Origin of the sequence: Amycolatopsis vancoresmycina, assembly GCF_000716785.1 — a bacterium.
GTDB classification, from domain to species: Bacteria; Actinomycetota; Actinomycetes; order Mycobacteriales; family Pseudonocardiaceae; genus Amycolatopsis; species Amycolatopsis vancoresmycina.
This window is the reverse complement of the sequence record NZ_JNYY01000016.1, coordinates 366,385-382,599: the sequence shown is the minus strand read 5'-3', so window position 1 is coordinate 382,599 and position 16,215 is coordinate 366,385. Positions and strand designations below refer to the sequence as shown.

General features: G+C 73.0%; 16 protein-coding genes. 9 read left to right on the top strand and 7 right to left on the bottom strand.

Features of this window, described 5'->3' with window-relative positions:
* Nucleotides 1–87: 87 nt before the first annotated feature.
* Nucleotides 88–888 carry a lysozyme gene (locus OO60_RS33480; protein WP_004561792.1) on the bottom strand — a complete coding sequence of 267 codons (801 nt, stop codon included), beginning with the start codon at nucleotides 886–888 and terminating at the stop codon, nucleotides 88–90.
* Nucleotides 889–1,092: 204 nt separating this feature from the next.
* On the opposite strand from OO60_RS33480, the gene ggt reads away from it, so the two are divergent.
* The 4 genes from ggt (at nucleotide 1,093) to OO60_RS33460 (ending at nucleotide 5,964) form a co-directional block, all read left to right on the top strand.
* Entirely contained in the window at nucleotides 1,093–2,892 is a 1,800-nt protein-coding gene (gene ggt, locus OO60_RS33475) for a gamma-glutamyltransferase (protein ID WP_004561791.1), read from the top strand.
* A gap of 230 nt (nucleotides 2,893–3,122) precedes the next feature.
* Nucleotides 3,123–4,049, top strand: a complete 927-nt coding sequence (fmt, locus tag OO60_RS33470; protein ID WP_004561790.1) for a methionyl-tRNA formyltransferase — start codon at nucleotides 3,123–3,125, stop codon at nucleotides 4,047–4,049.
* Nucleotides 4,046–5,470, top strand: coding sequence for an RsmB/NOP family class I SAM-dependent RNA methyltransferase (locus OO60_RS33465; RefSeq protein ID WP_033262818.1), 1,425 nt, complete (start codon nucleotides 4,046–4,048; stop codon nucleotides 5,468–5,470). Before fmt ends, OO60_RS33465 begins: the two co-directional genes overlap by 4 nt.
* The gene (locus tag OO60_RS33460) at nucleotides 5,467–5,964 is read left to right on the top strand and encodes a flavoprotein (protein WP_033262817.1); all 498 of its coding nucleotides are present in this window, start codon (nucleotides 5,467–5,469) and stop codon (nucleotides 5,962–5,964) included. Before OO60_RS33465 ends, OO60_RS33460 begins: the two co-directional genes overlap by 4 nt.
* Before the next feature lie 214 nt (nucleotides 5,965–6,178).
* On the opposite strand, the gene OO60_RS33455 is transcribed toward OO60_RS33460, so the two are convergent.
* From OO60_RS33455 to OO60_RS33440, 4 genes are all read right to left on the bottom strand, one after another.
* The gene (locus OO60_RS33455) at nucleotides 6,179–7,276 is read right to left on the bottom strand and encodes a serine hydrolase domain-containing protein (protein ID WP_205624253.1); all 1,098 of its coding nucleotides are present in this window, start codon (nucleotides 7,274–7,276) and stop codon (nucleotides 6,179–6,181) included.
* A 102-nt stretch (nucleotides 7,277–7,378) separates the two neighbouring features.
* The gene (phoA, locus tag OO60_RS33450) at nucleotides 7,379–8,773 is read right to left on the bottom strand and encodes an alkaline phosphatase (protein ID WP_033262816.1); all 1,395 of its coding nucleotides are present in this window, start codon (nucleotides 8,771–8,773) and stop codon (nucleotides 7,379–7,381) included.
* 165 nt (nucleotides 8,774–8,938) lie between these two features.
* A complete protein-coding gene (locus tag OO60_RS33445) occupies nucleotides 8,939–9,598 on the bottom strand; it encodes a response regulator transcription factor (RefSeq protein ID WP_033262860.1) in 660 nt (219 codons plus the stop codon).
* Entirely contained in the window at nucleotides 9,595–10,794 is a 1,200-nt protein-coding gene (locus OO60_RS33440) for a sensor histidine kinase (protein WP_033262815.1), read from the bottom strand. Before OO60_RS33440 ends, OO60_RS33445 begins: the two co-directional genes overlap by 4 nt.
* Before the next feature lie 122 nt (nucleotides 10,795–10,916).
* On the opposite strand from OO60_RS33440, the gene rpe reads away from it, so the two are divergent.
* The 5 genes from rpe (at nucleotide 10,917) to OO60_RS33415 (ending at nucleotide 14,578) form a co-directional block, all read left to right on the top strand.
* Complete coding sequence (gene rpe, locus OO60_RS33435; protein WP_003101314.1) at nucleotides 10,917–11,588, top strand: ribulose-phosphate 3-epimerase; 672 nt, start codon at nucleotides 10,917–10,919, stop codon at nucleotides 11,586–11,588.
* Nucleotides 11,589–11,680: 92 nt separating this feature from the next.
* The gene (locus tag OO60_RS33430; protein ID WP_003101317.1) at nucleotides 11,681–12,310 is read left to right on the top strand and encodes a riboflavin synthase; all 630 of its coding nucleotides are present in this window, start codon (nucleotides 11,681–11,683) and stop codon (nucleotides 12,308–12,310) included.
* Entirely contained in the window at nucleotides 12,307–13,635 is a 1,329-nt protein-coding gene (locus OO60_RS33425) for a bifunctional 3,4-dihydroxy-2-butanone-4-phosphate synthase/GTP cyclohydrolase II (RefSeq protein WP_003101320.1), read from the top strand. The genes OO60_RS33430 and OO60_RS33425 overlap by 4 nt, the downstream gene beginning before the upstream one ends.
* Complete coding sequence (ribH, locus tag OO60_RS33420; RefSeq protein WP_003101326.1) at nucleotides 13,632–14,138, top strand: 6,7-dimethyl-8-ribityllumazine synthase; 507 nt, start codon at nucleotides 13,632–13,634, stop codon at nucleotides 14,136–14,138. Before OO60_RS33425 ends, ribH begins: the two co-directional genes overlap by 4 nt.
* Nucleotides 14,135–14,578 (top strand): PH domain-containing protein, encoded by a 444-nt coding sequence (locus tag OO60_RS33415; protein ID WP_003101336.1) that lies wholly within the window; start codon nucleotides 14,135–14,137, stop codon nucleotides 14,576–14,578. Before ribH ends, OO60_RS33415 begins: the two co-directional genes overlap by 4 nt.
* Before the next feature lie 69 nt (nucleotides 14,579–14,647).
* On the opposite strand, the gene OO60_RS33410 is transcribed toward OO60_RS33415, so the two are convergent.
* Complete coding sequence (locus OO60_RS33410) at nucleotides 14,648–15,424, bottom strand: exodeoxyribonuclease III (protein ID WP_003101342.1); 777 nt, start codon at nucleotides 15,422–15,424, stop codon at nucleotides 14,648–14,650.
* A 64-nt stretch (nucleotides 15,425–15,488) separates the two neighbouring features.
* Nucleotides 15,489–16,211, bottom strand: a complete 723-nt coding sequence (locus OO60_RS33405) for a S1 family peptidase (RefSeq protein ID WP_003101344.1) — start codon at nucleotides 16,209–16,211, stop codon at nucleotides 15,489–15,491.
* Nucleotides 16,212–16,215 lie beyond the last annotated feature (4 nt).

The following is a 16,215-nucleotide window of genomic DNA, read 5'->3' as shown; positions in this document are numbered from 1 at the left end:
CCCGCGGAACCCGCATAAGTCGGGGATCGGCGGAGGGCCGCCGTCGCCGGGCGGTGCGGGGGCGCGCCACGCGCGCCCCCGCGTGGCTCAACCCGTCGCCAGCACCTTCAGGCGCGTGATGTCCGCGCTGAACGTGTCCTGGTCGATCGGCGAGGAACTGTACTGCCAGAACGTGTAGAAGCCCCAGTTGTACGGCAGCGTGCCCGCCGTCGACGCATAGCGCGCCACCCACAGCGGGTTCGTCGAGCTGAAGTCGCCCGTGTTGCCGGTGCACTGGCTCCACCAGCTCGTCGCCGTGTAGATCACCGGCCAGCGGGTCGTCTTCGCGTGGTACTCGTCGCTGAACGCCTTGATCCAGGCCACCATCTGCGCCGGCGTCTTGCCGTAGCAGGCGTTGTTCGGGCCCCATTCGATGTCCAGCGTGCCCGGCAGCGTCTTGCCGTCCTTCGACCAGCCGCCGCCGTGGGCGACGAAGTAGTCCGCCTGGGCCGCGCCGCCCGAGGTGTCCGGGCGGCCGTAGTGGTAGGCGCCGCGGATCATGCCGACGTTGTACGAGCCCGTGTACTGCTGGCTGAAGTACGGGTTCTGGTAGCCGGTGCCCTCGGTTGCCTTGACGTAGGCGAACTTCTTGCCCGCGCCCCAGTACGACGACCAGTTGACGTTGCCCTGGTAGGAGCTCACGTCGATGCCGGGGACGCTCGAGTCCACCGCCGCCGGCGCGAGGCCGGCCGGGGCCACGCCGTCGTGGGCGCGGATCGAGGCACCCATCTCGTGGTTGTCCGGCGCCGGGGCGGCGCCGGCGCTGCCGCCGGTCACGACCAGCAGCGCGGCCGAGACCGTGAGCGCGGCGCCGAACAGGCGGCGCCAGGTCCGTCTTGGTGCAGTCATCTTCGGTGTTCCTTCCGGTTGCCCTCGCAGGTGCGCGGTGTGCAGGCCGCGCCGCACGATTCTGTTACAGCTAGAGCCGGAACGTCACTGCTCCATGTGATTTAATTTCTCGAACCCCTAAAGCGTGTGAAAAGTTGACAATACGGGCGAATCGCGTCCGTTGCCGTCTTGAAGCAACCGGACGCGAGGGGCAGACTCGCCCGCATGTCCGCGCACAGATGCCGCCGCATCCTCGTCATCGCCGCTGCCGCCGCGCTCGCGACCACCGTCGCGAGCGGACCCGCCTCCGCGGCCACACCCACGCCCAAGTCGCCGGTCGCCGTCGGCTTCGGGGGTGCCGTCGCCAGCATCGACGCCGACGCCACCGCGATCGGCACCCAGGTGCTGCGCGACGGCGGGAACGCCGTCGACGCCGCGGTTGCGGTCGCGGCCGCGCTCGGCGTCACCGACCCGTTCTCCGCCGGGATCGGCGGCGGCGGGTTCTTCGTCTACTACGACGCCAAAACCCACCGCGTGCACACCCTGGACGGCCGCGAGACCGCGCCGAAGACCGCCGACGAGAACCTCTTCGTCGAAGACGGCAAGCCGCTGCCGTTCGCCGACGCGGTCACCAGCGGGCTGAGCGTCGGCGTGCCCGGCACCCCCGCGACCTGGGCCGAGGCCCTGCGCAAGTGGGGGACGCGGTCGCTGGCGAAGTCGCTGAGGCCGGCCGAGAACCTCGCGCGCACCGGCTTCGTCGTGGACCAGACGTTCCAGACCCAGATCGCGAACAACGCGGCGCGGTTCGCCGCGTTCCCGTCGACGCGGTCGCTGTACCTGCCGGGTGGTGCGCCGCCGGCACCCGGGACCGTCTTCCGGAACCCCGACCTGGCCGCGACCTACGCGCAGCTCGAGCGCAACGGCGTCGACGCGCTGTACCGCGGCCCGATCGGCGCGGACATCGCCAAGACCGTGCAGCAGCCGCCGGTCGACCCAGCCTCGACGCTGAACGTCCGCCCCGGCAAGCTCACCGCGGCCGACATCGCCGCCTACCGGGCCATCGAGCGCGACCCGACCCACGCGCGCTACGAGGGCCTCGACGTCTACGGCATGCCGGCGCCGTCGTCGGGTGGGCTGACGGTCGGCGAGGCGCTGAACATCCTCGAGAACTTCGACCTGAAGCACGCGAGCAAGGCCGACTACCTGCAGTACTTCCTGGAGTCGACCCGGTTCGCCTTCGCCGACCGCAACCGCTGGATCGGCGACCCGGCGTTCGTCGACGTCCCGGCGCGCGAGCTGCTCGCCCAGCGGTTCGCCGACACCCGCGCGTGCCTGATCTCGAAGGACAAGGCGGCGACCAGCCCGGTGGCCCCGGCCGACCCCCGCCACCCGGCCCCGTGCGCCGCGGGCGCGACGGCCGCGCCGACGCCGTACGAGGGCGAGAACACGACGCACCTGACGGTGGCGGACAAGTGGGGCAACGTCGTGGCGTACACGCTGACGATCGAGCAGGAGGGTGGCAGTGGCATCGTCGTGCCGGGCCGCGGGTTCCTGCTCAACAACGAGCTGACCGACTTCTCGTTCACGCCGGTGACGCCGGGCGTGCCCGACCCGAACCTCCCGGGCCCCGGCAAGCGCCCCCGTTCGTCGATGGCCCCGACGATCGTCCTGGACCACGGCCGCCCGTTCTTCGCGACGGGCTCCCCGGGCGGGGCGTCGATCATCACGACGGTGCTGCAGGTGATCCTGGGCCGCCTGGACCGCGGCCTGTCCTTGGAGAACGCGATCGCGGCCCCGAGGGCGTCCCAGCGCAACGCGGCGGCGGCCCAGGTGGAGCAGGCGTTCCTGGACCAGCCGGAGACGGCGGACCTGAAGGCGAGGGGCCAGGGCTTTTCGACGGCCCCGGCGGAGATCGGCGCGGCGACCGGAGTGGAGCGGCTGCGCGACGGCCGCTGGCTGGCGGCGGCGGAACCGGTGCGGCGGGGGACCGGCGCGGCTCAGGTGGTGTGGCCGGCGAACTGGTAGCGGCCCGGAAGCGAGCCCCCGCCCTCCCTGGGGGGCGTGCCCTTGTCCAGCCTATCGGCACCTCCCGACGAGAACCCCGGAAAAGCCGCAGCTCGGGCCCGGTTGTCCACATCACGGTTACCCTGTGGACACCCAGGCCCGAGCTGGGCGCGCCCTGGCGGAGGGGGCCTTCTAGACTCGGGTCCGATGTTCCAGCCACCTGACACCCTGCTCCCGCCGGGGGTGGGCCGATGAAGCTCGTCTTCGCCGGCACCCCCGATCCCGCGGTCCCCACCCTGCGCGCCCTGCTCGATTCCGGGCGGCACGAGGTCGTTGCCGTCGTCACGCGGCCCGATGCGCAGGCCGGGCGCGGCCGGCGGGTCGTCCGGTCGCCCGTCGGTGCCCTCGCCGACGCACACGGCATCGAGGTGCTCACCCCCGCGCGCGCCGGGGACCCCGCCTTTCTCGCGCGGCTCACCGAGCTCGCGCCGGACGCCTGCCCGGTCGTCGCCTACGGGGCGCTGCTGCCGCAGGCCGCCCTCGACATCCCGCGGCTGGGCTGGGTGAACCTGCACTTTTCGCTGCTGCCCGCGTGGCGCGGCGCCGCGCCCGTGCAGGCCGCGATCCGCGCCGGGGACGAGATCACCGGTGCCTCGACCTTCCGGATCGTCAAGGAACTCGACGCGGGCCCCGTCTACGGCGTCGTCACCGAGGCCATCGGCGCCACCGACACCGCCGGCGCCCTGCTCGGGCGGCTCGCGGAGTCCGGGGCCAAACTGTTGCTGTCCACCATGGACGGTCTCGCCGACGGCAGCCTGGTCGCGCGCGAGCAGCCCGCCGAAGGGGTCAGCTACGCGCCCAAGGTGACGGTCGAGGACGCGCGCGTGTCCTTCGCCGACCCGGCCACGGCCGTCGACCGGCAGATCCGGTCGGTCAGCCCGGACCCGGGCGCGTGGGCGGAGTTCCGCGGGGAACGCTTCAAGCTCGGCCCGGTCACGGTGGTCGACGAACCCGGCCCGCCGCCGGGCGAGATCGTGGTCGAACGCAAACGGGTGCTGGTCGGGACGGCGACGAAGCCGCTGCGGCTCGGCGAAGTCCAGGCACCCGGCAAGAAACGGATGGCGGCCACCGACTGGGCGCGCGGAACGAGGATCGACCAGGGAGAGCGCCTCCGGTGAACGACCACAGAGAACGACGCCCGTCACGGCCGCAGCGGGGCCGCCCGGCACCGCGCAAGGAGGGCCCGCGCCGCCCGCCGGAGGTCGACCCGGCCCGGCAGGCCGCGTTCGACGTCCTCGCGGCCGTCCGGACGAAGGACGCCTACGCCAACCTCGTCCTGCCCGACCTGCTGCGCGAGCGGCGGATCAACGGCCGGGACGCCGCACTGGCCACCGAACTGGCCTACGGCACATCGCGGGCACAGGGCCTGCTCGACGCGATCATCGAGTCCTGCGCCGAACGTCCACTGTCCAAAACGGACCCGGCGGTGCTCGACGCGCTGCGCCTCGGCGTCTACCAGCTGCTGCGCACGCGCATCCCCGAGCATGCCGCCGTGACGTCCACTGTGGACCTCGTGCGCGCCGAAGCCGGTTCGTGGGCCACGGGTTTCGCGAACGCCATCCTGCGCAAGGTGTCCGAAAAGGACGAAGCGGCGTGGCTCGACGAGCTCGCGCCGGACGAGTCGGCCGACCCGATCGGGGCCTACGCGCTGCGCACCGCGCACCCGCGCTGGATCGCCCGGTCGTTCGCCGAAGCGCTCGGTGACAAGGGCGCCGGGCTGAAGGCCGCGCTGGAAGCCGACGACGCGCGGCCCGAGGTGCACCTGGTCGCCCGCCCCGGCGAGATCAGCGCCGACGAACTCGCCGCGATCACCGGCGGCGACCCGGCGCCGTACTCGCCCTACGGCGTGCGGCTGCCCGCCGGCGCCGGCGACCCGGCCGACGCCGAGCCGGTCCGCGAGCGGCTCGCCGCGGTCCAGGACGAAGGCAGCCAGCTGTGCGCGATCGCCGCCACGAAGGTGCCGCTCGAAGGCTCCGACGAGCGCTGGCTCGACCTGTGCGCGGGCCCCGGCGGCAAGGCCGCGCTGCTCGGCGCGCTGGCGGCGTTGAGCGGGGCGACCGTCGACGCCGTCGAGAAGGCGCCGCACCGCGCGAAGCTCGTCGAGAAGGCCACGAGCGGCCTGCCGGTGAAGGTCCACGTGGGCGACGGGCGTGAAAGCGGCCTGGAGCCGGGCTACGACCGGGTCCTCGTGGACGCGCCGTGCAGCGGCCTCGGCGCGCTGCGGCGGCGGCCGGAGGCGCGCTGGCGGCGGCAGCCGTCCGACGTCGCGGACCTGACGAAGCTGCAGGGCGAGCTGATCACGGCGGCCTACGACCTGCTGCGGCCGGGCGGCGCGCTCACCTACGTCGTCTGCTCGCCGCACCTGGCCGAGACCGAAGGGGTCTTCGGCGAGACGGCCCGGCGGCTGAAGGCGGAGGTGCTGGACGCCCGCCCGTTCTTCCCGGACGTGCCCCAGCTCGGTGACGGCCCGTACGTGCAGCTGTGGCCCCACCGCCACGGCACCGACGCGATGTTCTGCGCCGTCCTGCGCAAGCCGTGAGGGACCTCGGGCTGGTCGCCGGCTCGTGCGGCGGGCTGGACGCCCGGTTCGCCGCCGAGCTGGTCCGCCCGGCCGCCGACCGCGGCTGGCGCCCGGCGATCACGCTGACGCCGACGGCGATGCGCTGGCTGGAGTCCACCGGCCGCCTCGACGAAGTCGCAGCGTGCACCGACCTGCCGGTCCGCAGCGTGTCCCGGCTGCCGGGCGAGCCGCGGCCGCACCCGGACCCGTCGGTGTTCCTGTTCGCGCCGGCGTCGGCGAATTCGGTCGCGAAGCTGGCGTTGGGGATCGCGGACAACCAGGCACTGACGGTGCTGGGCGACGTGCTGGGCGCGCCGGGGATCACGGTGGTGGTGGCGTACCAGATCCAGGACACCCGGGTGCACCACCCGGCGTGGCAGCGCCACCTCGACACCCTCGCGGGCGCCGGGGTGACACTGCACCGCCTGGATGTCCGGCGGCCGTGGACCGAAGTGCTGGACCTGCTGCCCTGAGCACCCGGCGGACGCGGCGAACGGACACCGGCCCGCGGGGGCGCCCCCCGTTTTCCACGTTACCGGTGACCACCGACAATTCCGGGGCGCCCAGTGGGCCACCAGCGGGTTCGGCCGCCCGCCAACGGCGTTTTCGAGCCGCCGGTGGCCCCGCCGTTGTAGGGCCACCGGCGGCCCCGACAATTCCGGGCCACCGGGCCACCCCCGAACCGGCCTACGAACACACCGCCGCATCGACCGCCGTGAGCAGGTGGTTGTTCGTCTCAGCCGGGGTCGGGTTCTCGTTCAGCACCACCGTTGCCCGGCGGCCGTCCGGGCCCACGCCCGCGAAGTTCGTGAACCCGATGATCCCGCCTTCGTGCCCCCACACCACGCCGCACGACACCGGGATGCTGCCCAGACCGAGGCCGTAGCGAGCGCCCGGGATTCCCAGGCCCGGCGCCGGTACCGTCCGGCGCATCTCCGCCAGCTCCGCCGGGCGCAGCAGCCGTCCGCCCAACAACGCGCCGTAGAACCGGTCGAGGTCCGCCGGGGTCGACACGAGGCCGCCCGCCGCTCCCGCGATCGTCGCGTCGAAGTCGCTGAAGTCCACCAGTTTCCCGGCGAACGGCAGGTAGCCCACCGCGTGCGGGGACGGCAGCTTCTCGTCGCCGCGGCCGGGGAGGTACGTGTCGTGCAGGCCCAGTGGGCGCGTGATCCGGTGGGCGATCTCCGCCGCCAGCGCGTGCCCCGTCACCTTCTCCACGATCATCCCCGCCACGATGTAGTTCGTGTTGGAGTACGACCAGTTCGTGCCGGGCGGGAACAGCGCCGGGTGCTTCAGCGCCATCGCCACCAGCTCGGCCGGCTCGGCGCCGCGGTGGCGCAGCGCCTCCGGGTCGCTCCGGTCGAGGTCGTCCGTGTAGTTGTAGAGCCCGCTCGTGTGCTGCAGCAGCTGGCGGACGGTGATCCGCTCGTCGGGCAGCAGCCCCGGCAGGTACCGCGCCACCGGTGCGTCCAGCCGCACCCGGCCCTCCGCGACCAGCTGCAGCACGACCGTTGCCACGAACGTCTTGGTGACGCTGCCCGCGCGGAACGAACCGTTGCGCGGGAACGGCTTCCCGGTGGCGACGTCGCCGACGCCGCTGCGGGTGACCTGGGTCCGGTGGCCGTCCTGGACGACCGCCGCCGCGCCCGGTACGCCGTCCTGGGCGGTCAGCGTGTCCAGGCTCGCCTGGACCGGGTTCGCCGCCGCCAGTGCCGGTGCCGCCGTGGTGGCGGCCAGCAGCGCCACGAGCGTGCCGGCCGTGACGACCCGCAATGACTTCCGCATGAGAAAACCCCCTGGTGTCTCGGTGTTCCCCACGCTAGGGATCCGGGACGCCAGGGGGCATGGGGCAGGCCACCCGGGAAACCCGGGGGCCCACCCCACCACTCAGCGCAGCTTCAGGGCGCGCTTCAGCGTGCCGAACAGGTCGGTCTGGTTGGTCAGGCCGACGATGTTGGCCGCCTGCGGACCCAGGCCGGCGATGCGCACCTGGGTGCCGGTGTGCGACTGCGAGCCGCCCGCTTCCGCGGTGCCGTAGGCCAGCGTCATGTTCGCGCCCTCGTTGGTGATCAGGGTCGCGGTCAGGCCCGGGGTGGCGGTGGGCTCGACGATCTGGCTGCTGTGGCCGTGGTCGGCGGTCACCAGCACCAGCGTGTCGGGGTGGCTGCGGGCGAACGCCGTGCCCGCCGCGATCGCCGCGTCGAAGTCGATCGTCTCGCCGATCTGGCCGCACGGGTCGGCCGCGTGGTCCTGCTTGTCGATGCTCGCGCCCTCGACCTGCAGGAAGAAACCCTTGTCACGGTGGCGGTCGTCGAGCAGCTCCAGCGCCTTGCGGGTCTGGTCGGCCAGCTTCGGCTGGGTCGCGGGGACCTTCGCGTTCGGGGTGCAGCGGGCCGGCGCGGTGCCGCCGTGCACGGCCGCCGGGCCGGTCCAGTTGACCGGCATGTTGCCGTCGGCGAACAGGCCGAGCACCGGCTTGCCCTTCGGCGCCTTCGCCAGGTCGGCCGCGGTGTTGACCACGTTGTAGCCGGCCGCCTTGGCCTGGTCCAGGACGGTCTTGCCCTTGAACTTGCCGGCCGTCACGGTCTGGTTGAAGTACTTCGCGCCGCCGCCCAGCAGGACGTCGGGGTGGGTCTGGACCAGCTGCTCGGCGATCGAGCCGTTGCCGCCGTTCTCCTTGGCGTTCTTCGCGCACTTGGCGGTCGTCTCGACCGGGCCCTTGCAGTCGCGGTTGATCACGTGCGAGCCGAGCACGGCCGGGGTCGCGTCCTGGACCTCGGCGGTGGTGACGTCGCCGGTGCGCAGGCCGTTGCGCTTGGCGATCTCCAGGATCGTCGGGACGTCGTTGCCGTAGGCGTCGACGGAGATGGCGCCGTTGTAGGTCTTGACGCCGGTGGCCCAGCCGGTGCCGGACGCGGCCGAGTCGGTCACGTAGTTCGGCTTGGCCGGGTTGTTCTGCTCCACGGCGTAGGTGGTGTAGTCGCCGGTCAGCGGCAGCTCGTCCATGGCGAGCCGGCCGGCGGCGCCGCGCTCGTAGTTGCGGGCGGAGGTGATCTCCGACTGGCCCATGCCGTCACCGAGGAACAGGATGACGTTGCGGGCGTGGCCGCCCTGGATCGCGGCGCGGACGTCGGCGGTGCGGTCGCCGGTGCCGGCGAACGAGCGCGCGTCGGCGTTGTCGGAGCCGTTGGTGGCGAGGGCGACCGGGGCGGCGGCGACCAGCGCGGCGCCGAGCGCGCCCGCGACCAGCCACCGGCGGCGGCCGGCGAACAGCGAAGCCATGTTTCTCCTCATTCGCGAACTTCGGGGACTTCGGGGGTTACGGCCCGGATTTCGGACACGGGCTATTAGTCCTGCCGCATGTGTGCCGTGGAGGGACTGAAGGTGACGGGAGGGTGGCCGTCGGCCGAACTCATGGCTTCACGCGGGTGACGCGGAGCACGTCGGTTATTGACCGGCGAGGTGCCCCGGCCGGACGACGCCCGATTCGTACGCTATGACCACCGCTTGGCTGCGGTTGGCCGCCCCGAGCTTGCCGAAGATGTTGCCCACGTGGGTCTTCACGGTCTCGAGGCTGATCACCAGCGCGGCCGCGATGTCCTGGTTGGACAGTCCGGTGGCGATGAGCCGGAGCACCTCGGCTTCGCGGCGGGTGAGGGTTTTCGCCGCCCGCGCGTGCTTCCCGCCCGCGGCGCGGCCGCTCACCAGCCGCCGGATCGCTTCCGGGAACAGCAGCGACTCGCCCGTGGCGACCGTCCGCACGGCGTGCGCGATCTCCTCCTTGCGCGCCCGCTTCAACAGGAATCCGCTGGCCCCGGCCAGCAGCGCTTCGTGCACGTAGTCGTCGTTGTCGAAGGTCGTGACGACCAGGATCTTCGGCGGGTCGGCGAGCGCCGCGAGCACCCGGCGGGTGGCTTCGATGCCGTCGACGCCGGGCATCCGGACGTCCATCAGCACGACGTCCGGCCGCGTCCGCCGCACCGCGTCCAGGACCTCGCCGCCGTCGGCCGCCTCGCCGACCACCGGCAGGCCCTGCTGCTCCAGCAACGCCCGCAGCCCGGTGCGGACCAGCGGCTCGTCGTCGGCGAGCAGCACCGACGGCGTCACGCGCCCGCCCGCAGCGGGATGGACGCCCGCAGCCGCCACTGCTGCCCGTCCGGGCCGGCGTCGAGCTCGCCGCGCAGGGCTTCGACGCGCTCGGCGAGCCCGGCCAGCCCGCGCCGCCCGGTCCGCGGCCCGTCGCCGGGCAGCGCGTTGACCACCGCGATGCCGAGGCGGTCGGGCCCGGCCTCGACCCGGACGTCGACCGTGCCCGGGCCGGCGTGGCGCAGCGCGTTGGTCAGGCCTTCCTGGACGATCCGGTAGCCCTCCCGCGACACCGCGGCGGGCAGCGCCCCGACCGGCCCGGTGACGGCCAGGCGGACGTCGAGCCCGGCTTCGCGGGCGCGCACGGCGAGGACGTCCACCTCGGCCAGCGTCCGCGTCGGCTCCTTCGCGGCCGGCTCCTCGCGAAGCAGGCCGAGGACGTGGTCGAGGTCCTCGAGGGCGCTTCGAGACGCTTCTTCGATCGTGCCGAGCGCCCGCCGCACCTGCGCCGGGTCGGCCTCGACCAGCTCGGCCGCGGCCGCCGCCTGGATGGTCGACGTCGTCAGCGTGTGCCCGATCGAGTCGTGCAGCTCCCGGGCCAGCCGGTTGCGCTGGGCGAGCACGGCCGACCGCCGTTCGGCCAGCGCCGCGCGCTCGGCCGCGGACGGGCCCAGCAGCGCGGTCGCGCCCGCCTGGAAGGCACGGGTGGCGGCCGCGGTGACCAGCAGGACGAGCCCGAGCATGACCAGGGCGACCGGCAGCATCCACGGCCCGGCGACCGCCTTCGCGCCGAAGAACGTGAACTCGGCCTGGTCACCGCTCAGCCACATCGCGGGGGAGAGGACGCCGAGCGCCAGGAAGGCATCGACGACGAGCAGGAGGCCGCCGAGTCCGCTGTGCAGGACGAGCCAGGCCCCGGACCGCAGCCGGTCCGGCCAGGCGGGCCGCGCCCGGCCCGGGGCCGGCAGGTCGGTGCCGAGCAGGCCGTTCGCCACGGCGACGCCGAACCGCCGCACCGGGCCGGTCAGCCCCAGCAGGCCCAGGAGCACCGCGAGGGCCACCACGGTCAGCAGCGCCCGGGACCGGCCCTCGCCGGTGAGCAGCGCCCACGGCACGGCGAACGGCGCCACCGGGACGGCCAGGACCGCGCCGAGCACGGCGTAGGGGACGCTGCGGTAGCCACCGGGGCGCAGCAGGGATCTCGCAAAACCGGACATGCGGTCGAGGCTAGGGCGCGGCGGGGGCCCGTGACCTCCCTCTCGGGAGCCAGATACTGGTCACAACCGGTTAGCGAGCGTTAGCAGCGGCCTCCTACACTCGGGACGTGGCAGACCGACCTTTGATCGCACCCAGCATCCTCGCGGCGGACTTCGCCCGGCTCGGCGAGGAGATCGCCGCCGTCGCCGGTGAAGGGGAGGCCCGCGCCGACTGGGTCCACGTCGACGTCATGGACGCGCACTTCGTGCCGAACCTGACCCTCGGCCTGCCCGTGGCCAAGGCCCTGATCGACAGCACCGACCTGCCGATCGACTGCCACCTGATGATCGAGGACCCGGAACGCTGGGCGATCGGGTACGCCGAGGCCGGCGCCTACAACGTCACCGTGCACGCCGAGGCCGCGAAGGACCCGGTGGCGCTGGCGAAGAACCTGCGCGGCGCGGGCGCCAAGGCCGGCCTGTCGATCAAGCCGGGCACCCCGCTCGAGCCGTGGCTCGACGTCCTCAAGCACTACGACACGCTGCTGGTCATGTCGGTCGAGCCGGGCTTCGGCGGGCAGTCGTTCATCGCCGACGTCCTGGCGAAGGTCCGCACCGCGCGGCGGCTGGTCGACACCGGGCACCTGACGCTGGTCGTCGAGATCGACGGCGGCATCAACGCCGACACCATCGAGCAGGCCGCCGAAGCGGGTGTCGACTGCTTCGTCGCCGGATCCGCCGTCTACGGGGCGGCCGACCCGGGCAAGGCGGTCGCCGCGCTGCGCGAGCAGGCGGCCCGCGGCCGCGCCGGCTGACGCTCGCGGCGGCACCGGAGAAGCCACCGGGCCGCGTCGGGTGTTGGATGGAAGCACCGGCTCACAGACCGGCTCACGAGGAGGCAGGGCACGTGTTCACCGGCATAGTCGAGGAGATCGGCGAAGTCACCGCCGTCGAGCAGCTGACCAACGCGGCCCGGCTGCGCGTCCGCGGCCCGCTGGTCACCAGCGACGCCGGGCACGGCGACTCGATCGCGGTCAGCGGGGTGTGCCTGACCGTCGTCGAGGTGGCCGGCGGCGAGTTCACCGTCGACGTCGTCGACGAGACGCTGCAGCGTTCGAGCCTGGCCAAGGTCGCCACCGGTGACCGGGTCAACCTGGAGCGCGCGACGCCGGCGGGCGGCCGGCTCGGCGGGCACATCATGCAGGGCCACGTCGACGGGACCGGCGCGTTCCTCGGCCGCGACGAAAACGGCGTCACGACGTTCGCGCTGCCCGCGCACCTGGCGCGGTACGTGGTCGAGAAGGGCTCGATCGCGGTCGACGGCGTCTCGCTGACGGTCGCGGCGATCGGCCCCGACCGGTTCTCGGTGGCCCTGATCCCGACCACCCTGGACGCGACGACCCTCGGCCGCCGCGAGCCCGGCGACCTGGTCAACCTCGAGGTCGACGTGGTCGCGAAGTACGTGGAAAAGCTGGCCGAGGCGCACATCCGCGACCAGGTGCAGAATCGGGACAGCGGCACGGAGGAGCGGTCATGAGTGAGACGAGCGCGGCAGAGCCCGAGGCGGGCTGGACCCCGTGCGGCACCGGCGCGGTGTTCGACGCCGACGCCATCGAACGGGCGATCGCGGACATCGCGGCGGGCCGCGCGGTCGTCGTGGTCGACGACGAGGACCGCGAGAACGAGGGCGACCTGATCTTCGCCGCCGAGAAGGCGACGCCCGAGCTGCTGGCCTTCATGGTCCGCTACACCTCGGGGTACGTCTGCGTGGCGCTGACCGAGTCCGAAGCGGACCGGCTCGACCTGCCGCCGATGTACCACACGAACCAGGACGCGCGCGGGACCGCGTACAGCGTCACGGTCGACGCCGCCGAGGGCATCAGCACCGGTATCTCCGCCGCCGACCGCGCGCACACGATCCGGCTGCTGGCCGACCCGGCGTCGACCGCGAAGGACTTCCGCCGCCCCGGCCACGTCGTGCCGCTGCGCGCGAAGGAAGGTGGCGTGCTGCGCCGCCCCGGGCACACCGAGGCGTCGGTCGACCTGGCCCGGATGGCCGGCCTCGCGCCGGCGGGCGTGCTCTGCGAAATCGTGTCGCAGAAGGACGAAGGCGACATGGCGCGCCGCGACGAGCTCGAGGTGTTCGCCGCCGACCACGACCTGGCGATCATCACCATCGCCGACCTGATCGCCTACCGCCGCCGCACCGAGAAGCAGGTCGAGCGGGTCGCCGAGGCCCGCATCCCGCTGGCCGCGGGCACGTTCCGGGCGGTCGGCTACGACTCGCTGCTGGACGGCATCGAGCACGTCGCGTTCGTCTACGGCGAGATCGGCGACGGCCAGGACATCCTGGTCCGCGTCCACTCCGAGTGCCTCACCGGCGACGTCTTCGGCTCCCTGCGCTGCGACTGCGGCCCCCAGCTGGAGGCGGCCCTGGAAGCGGTGGCCACCGAAGGCCGCGGTGTCGTGCTCTACATCCGCGGCCACGAGGGCCGCGGCATCGGCCTGCTGCACAAGCTGCAGGCCTACCAGCTGCAGGACGACGGCGCGGACACCGTGGACGCGAACCTCGCGCTCGGCGTCCCGGCCGACGCCCGCGACTACGGCACCGGCGCCCAGATCCTCTGCGACCTCGGCGTCCGCACCATGCGGCTGCTGTCGAACAACCCGGCAAAGCGGATCGGCCTGGAGGGCTACGGCCTGCGCGTCACCGGGCGGGTGCCGCTGCCGATCTCGCCGAACCCGGAGAACCTGCGCTACCTGCGGACCAAGCGCGACCGGATGGGCCACGACCTGGCCCAGCTGGAGCACTACGACCAGGTGGGCGCGGCGGCCGAGCCCGCGGATGGGGGAACACTGTGAGCGGCGAAGGCCGTCCGGACGTCAAGCTGGACCTCTCCGACTGCAAGTCGCTGAAGCTCGGCATCGTCGCCACCCGCTGGAACGCGGACATCACCGACGTCCTGCTGGAGCGGGCGCTGGTCGCGGCGCGCGAGGCGGAGCTGGAGGACGAGCCGACGGTGGTGCACGTCGCGGGCGCGGTCGAGCTCCCGGTGGTGGCGCAGGCACTGGCCCGCAACCACGACGCGGTGGTCGCGCTGGGCGTGGTGATCCGCGGCGGCACCCCCCACTTCGAGTACGTGTGCGACGCGGTGACGGCGGGCCTGACCCGGGTGGCGCTGGACGAGAGCACCCCGGTCGGCAACGGCGTCCTGACGTGCGACACGCACGAGCAGGCGGTCGACCGGTCGGGCCGTCCGGGCTCGAAGGAGGACAAGGGCTACGAGGCGACGGTGGCGGCGCTGGATTCCGCGCACGTGCTGCGGAGCCTGCGCCAGCCGTGGACCGAGCGGGGTTTCGTGTGACCGTGAAGACTCTCCTGGTGATCCGCCCCCGCCGCGCGTTGATCATGTGCAGCGTGCTGGCGGTGGCGCTGCTGGCGGTGTTCGTCGTGGTGGCGGTGCTGCTGCGCAACGGCGACACGGGGGTCCGGTTCCAGCGCTCCGACCAGGCGGCGATGGTGGGCATCGGGATCCTGCTGGCGTGCGGGGTGATGCTGTTCGCGATCGCCCGGGTCCGGGCGGATGCGGAGGGCATCGAGGTCCGGAACGTGCTGATCACGCGCCGCTTCGCGTGGAGTGACGTGCTGTCGGTGAGTTTCCCGGACGGGGCGTCGTGGGCGCGGCTGGAGCTGCCGGACGACGAGTACCACGCGGTGATGGCGGTGCAGGCCGTGGACCGGGACCGGGCGGTGGAAGCGGTGCGCGCCCTGCGCAAGCTGCACCGCGCAGCCACCGGCGGCTGAGCAGGCCTTCACTGTCGTGAGTGGTAAGACGAGTTAGAACTCGCCTTGCCACTCACGACCGGTTGCGTGTCAGAGGTCCAGGTCGACCACGATCGGTGCGTGGTCCGAGGGGCCCTTCCCCTTCCGCGCGTTCCGGTCCACATAGGAATCCGTCACCGCGGAAGTGAAAGGCTCGTTCCCGTACACCAGGTCGATCCGCATGCCCTTGTTGTTCGGGAAGTTCCCGGCCCGGTAGTCCCAGTACGTGAACGGGTGGTCGTACTTCAGCGGCCGCGGGAAGACGTCCGACAACCCCAAGTCCCGCAGCCGGGCCAAGGCGTCGCGCTCTGGCTTCGTCACGTGCGTCGACTCCGCGAACAACGCGATGTCCCACACGTCCGCGTCCGTCGGCGCCACGTTGAAGTCCCCGAGCACCGCGAACGGCCCCGACGCAATCTCCGAAGCCACAAGCGAGTGCAGCGCCGAAAGCCACTCCAGCTTGTACGCGTAGTGCGGGTTGTCCGGCTCACGCCCGTTGGGCACGTACACCGACCACACCCGCACCCCACCGCACATGGCGCCGATCGCCCGCGCCTCCGCCGCGCCTTCGAACGAAGGCTCGCCCGGCAGCCCGCGCACCACGTCCGACAGGCCTGCCTTCGACACGATCCCGACGCCGTTCCAGCGCCCGAGCCCGTACGCCGCCACCTCGTACCCGAGCGCCTCGACCTCGGCCAGCGGGAACTTCTCCGTCGTGGTCTTCAGCTCCTGCAGGCACAGCACGTCCGGCGCCGTCTCCTCCAGGAACCCCAGCACGCGGGGCAGGCGGGGGACGATGGAGTTCACGTTCCAGGTGGCGATCCGCATGCCCGCGAGCATCCCACACACCACCGACAAGATCGGGGCGGCGCCGAAGCGCCGCCCCGCGAACTCACACGCCCGCGGTCGTCCGGATCCAGGACCGGCTCGCCGCCACACTCGCGTAGTTGTTCGTCCCGCGCGTGGTCGACCCGCTCTGGTTCTGGACCGTCGACGCGACGCCGACCTGGACCCCGCCGGAAACCTCCGGCCCGCCCGAGTCGCCCTTCCACGCCGAGCCGTTGATGCCGACGCTCTGGATCGCGCGGCCGCCGTAGGCGTCCGTGGAGCGGCCGGTCACCTGGACGTTCGCCGTCTTCAGCGACGTCGCCGGCGGGCCGGTCGGGGTGGTGCGGCCCCAGCCGTAGATCTGGTTGGTGCTGCCGGTCGCCGGGTCCGAGCTGCCCAGCGAGATCGGTGCCGTGCTCGTCGCCGAGGCCAGGTGGAGCAGCGCGATGTCGCCGTTCGGGGACTCGTACTCGTTGTCGACGGCGATCTTCGTGCCCGAGAGCAGCGTGTTGCTGCCGACCCGGACGTACATGCCCGAGCCGTCCTGGTCGAGGCAGTGCACCGCGGTCAGCACCCAGCGCGCCGCGATCACCGTGCCCGAGCAGTTGAAGCCCTGGTAGTCGCGCCCGGCGGTGTTCACGTAGACCTGCGCACCCCAGGAGACCGTCGGTGCGGTGCTGCCGCCGACGATGTTCGGCTGGACGCCCGCGGCGGCGACCGCGCCGCCGGCCAAGGTCAGGGCGACGGCGGCCGCGGAGGCGGCACCGATGAGGCGGAGAGAGCTCACGGTG

Coding starts and splice junctions, on each gene's coding strand:
- OO60_RS33480 (WP_004561792.1), bottom strand. CDS start 888: ATGACTGCACCAAGACGGACCTGGCGCCGCCTGTTCGGCGCCGCGCTC.
- ggt (WP_004561791.1), top strand. CDS start 1,093: ATGTCCGCGCACAGATGCCGCCGCATCCTCGTCATCGCCGCTGCCGCC.
- fmt (WP_004561790.1), top strand. CDS start 3,123: ATGAAGCTCGTCTTCGCCGGCACCCCCGATCCCGCGGTCCCCACCCTG.
- OO60_RS33455 (WP_205624253.1), bottom strand. CDS start 7,276: ATGCGGAAGTCATTGCGGGTCGTCACGGCCGGCACGCTCGTGGCGCTG.
- phoA (WP_033262816.1), bottom strand. CDS start 8,773: ATGGCTTCGCTGTTCGCCGGCCGCCGCCGGTGGCTGGTCGCGGGCGCG.
- OO60_RS33440 (WP_033262815.1), bottom strand. CDS start 10,794: ATGTCCGGTTTTGCGAGATCCCTGCTGCGCCCCGGTGGCTACCGCAGC.
- OO60_RS33425 (WP_003101320.1), top strand. CDS start 12,307: ATGAGTGAGACGAGCGCGGCAGAGCCCGAGGCGGGCTGGACCCCGTGC.
- OO60_RS33410 (WP_003101342.1), bottom strand. CDS start 15,424: ATGCGGATCGCCACCTGGAACGTGAACTCCATCGTCCCCCGCCTGCCC.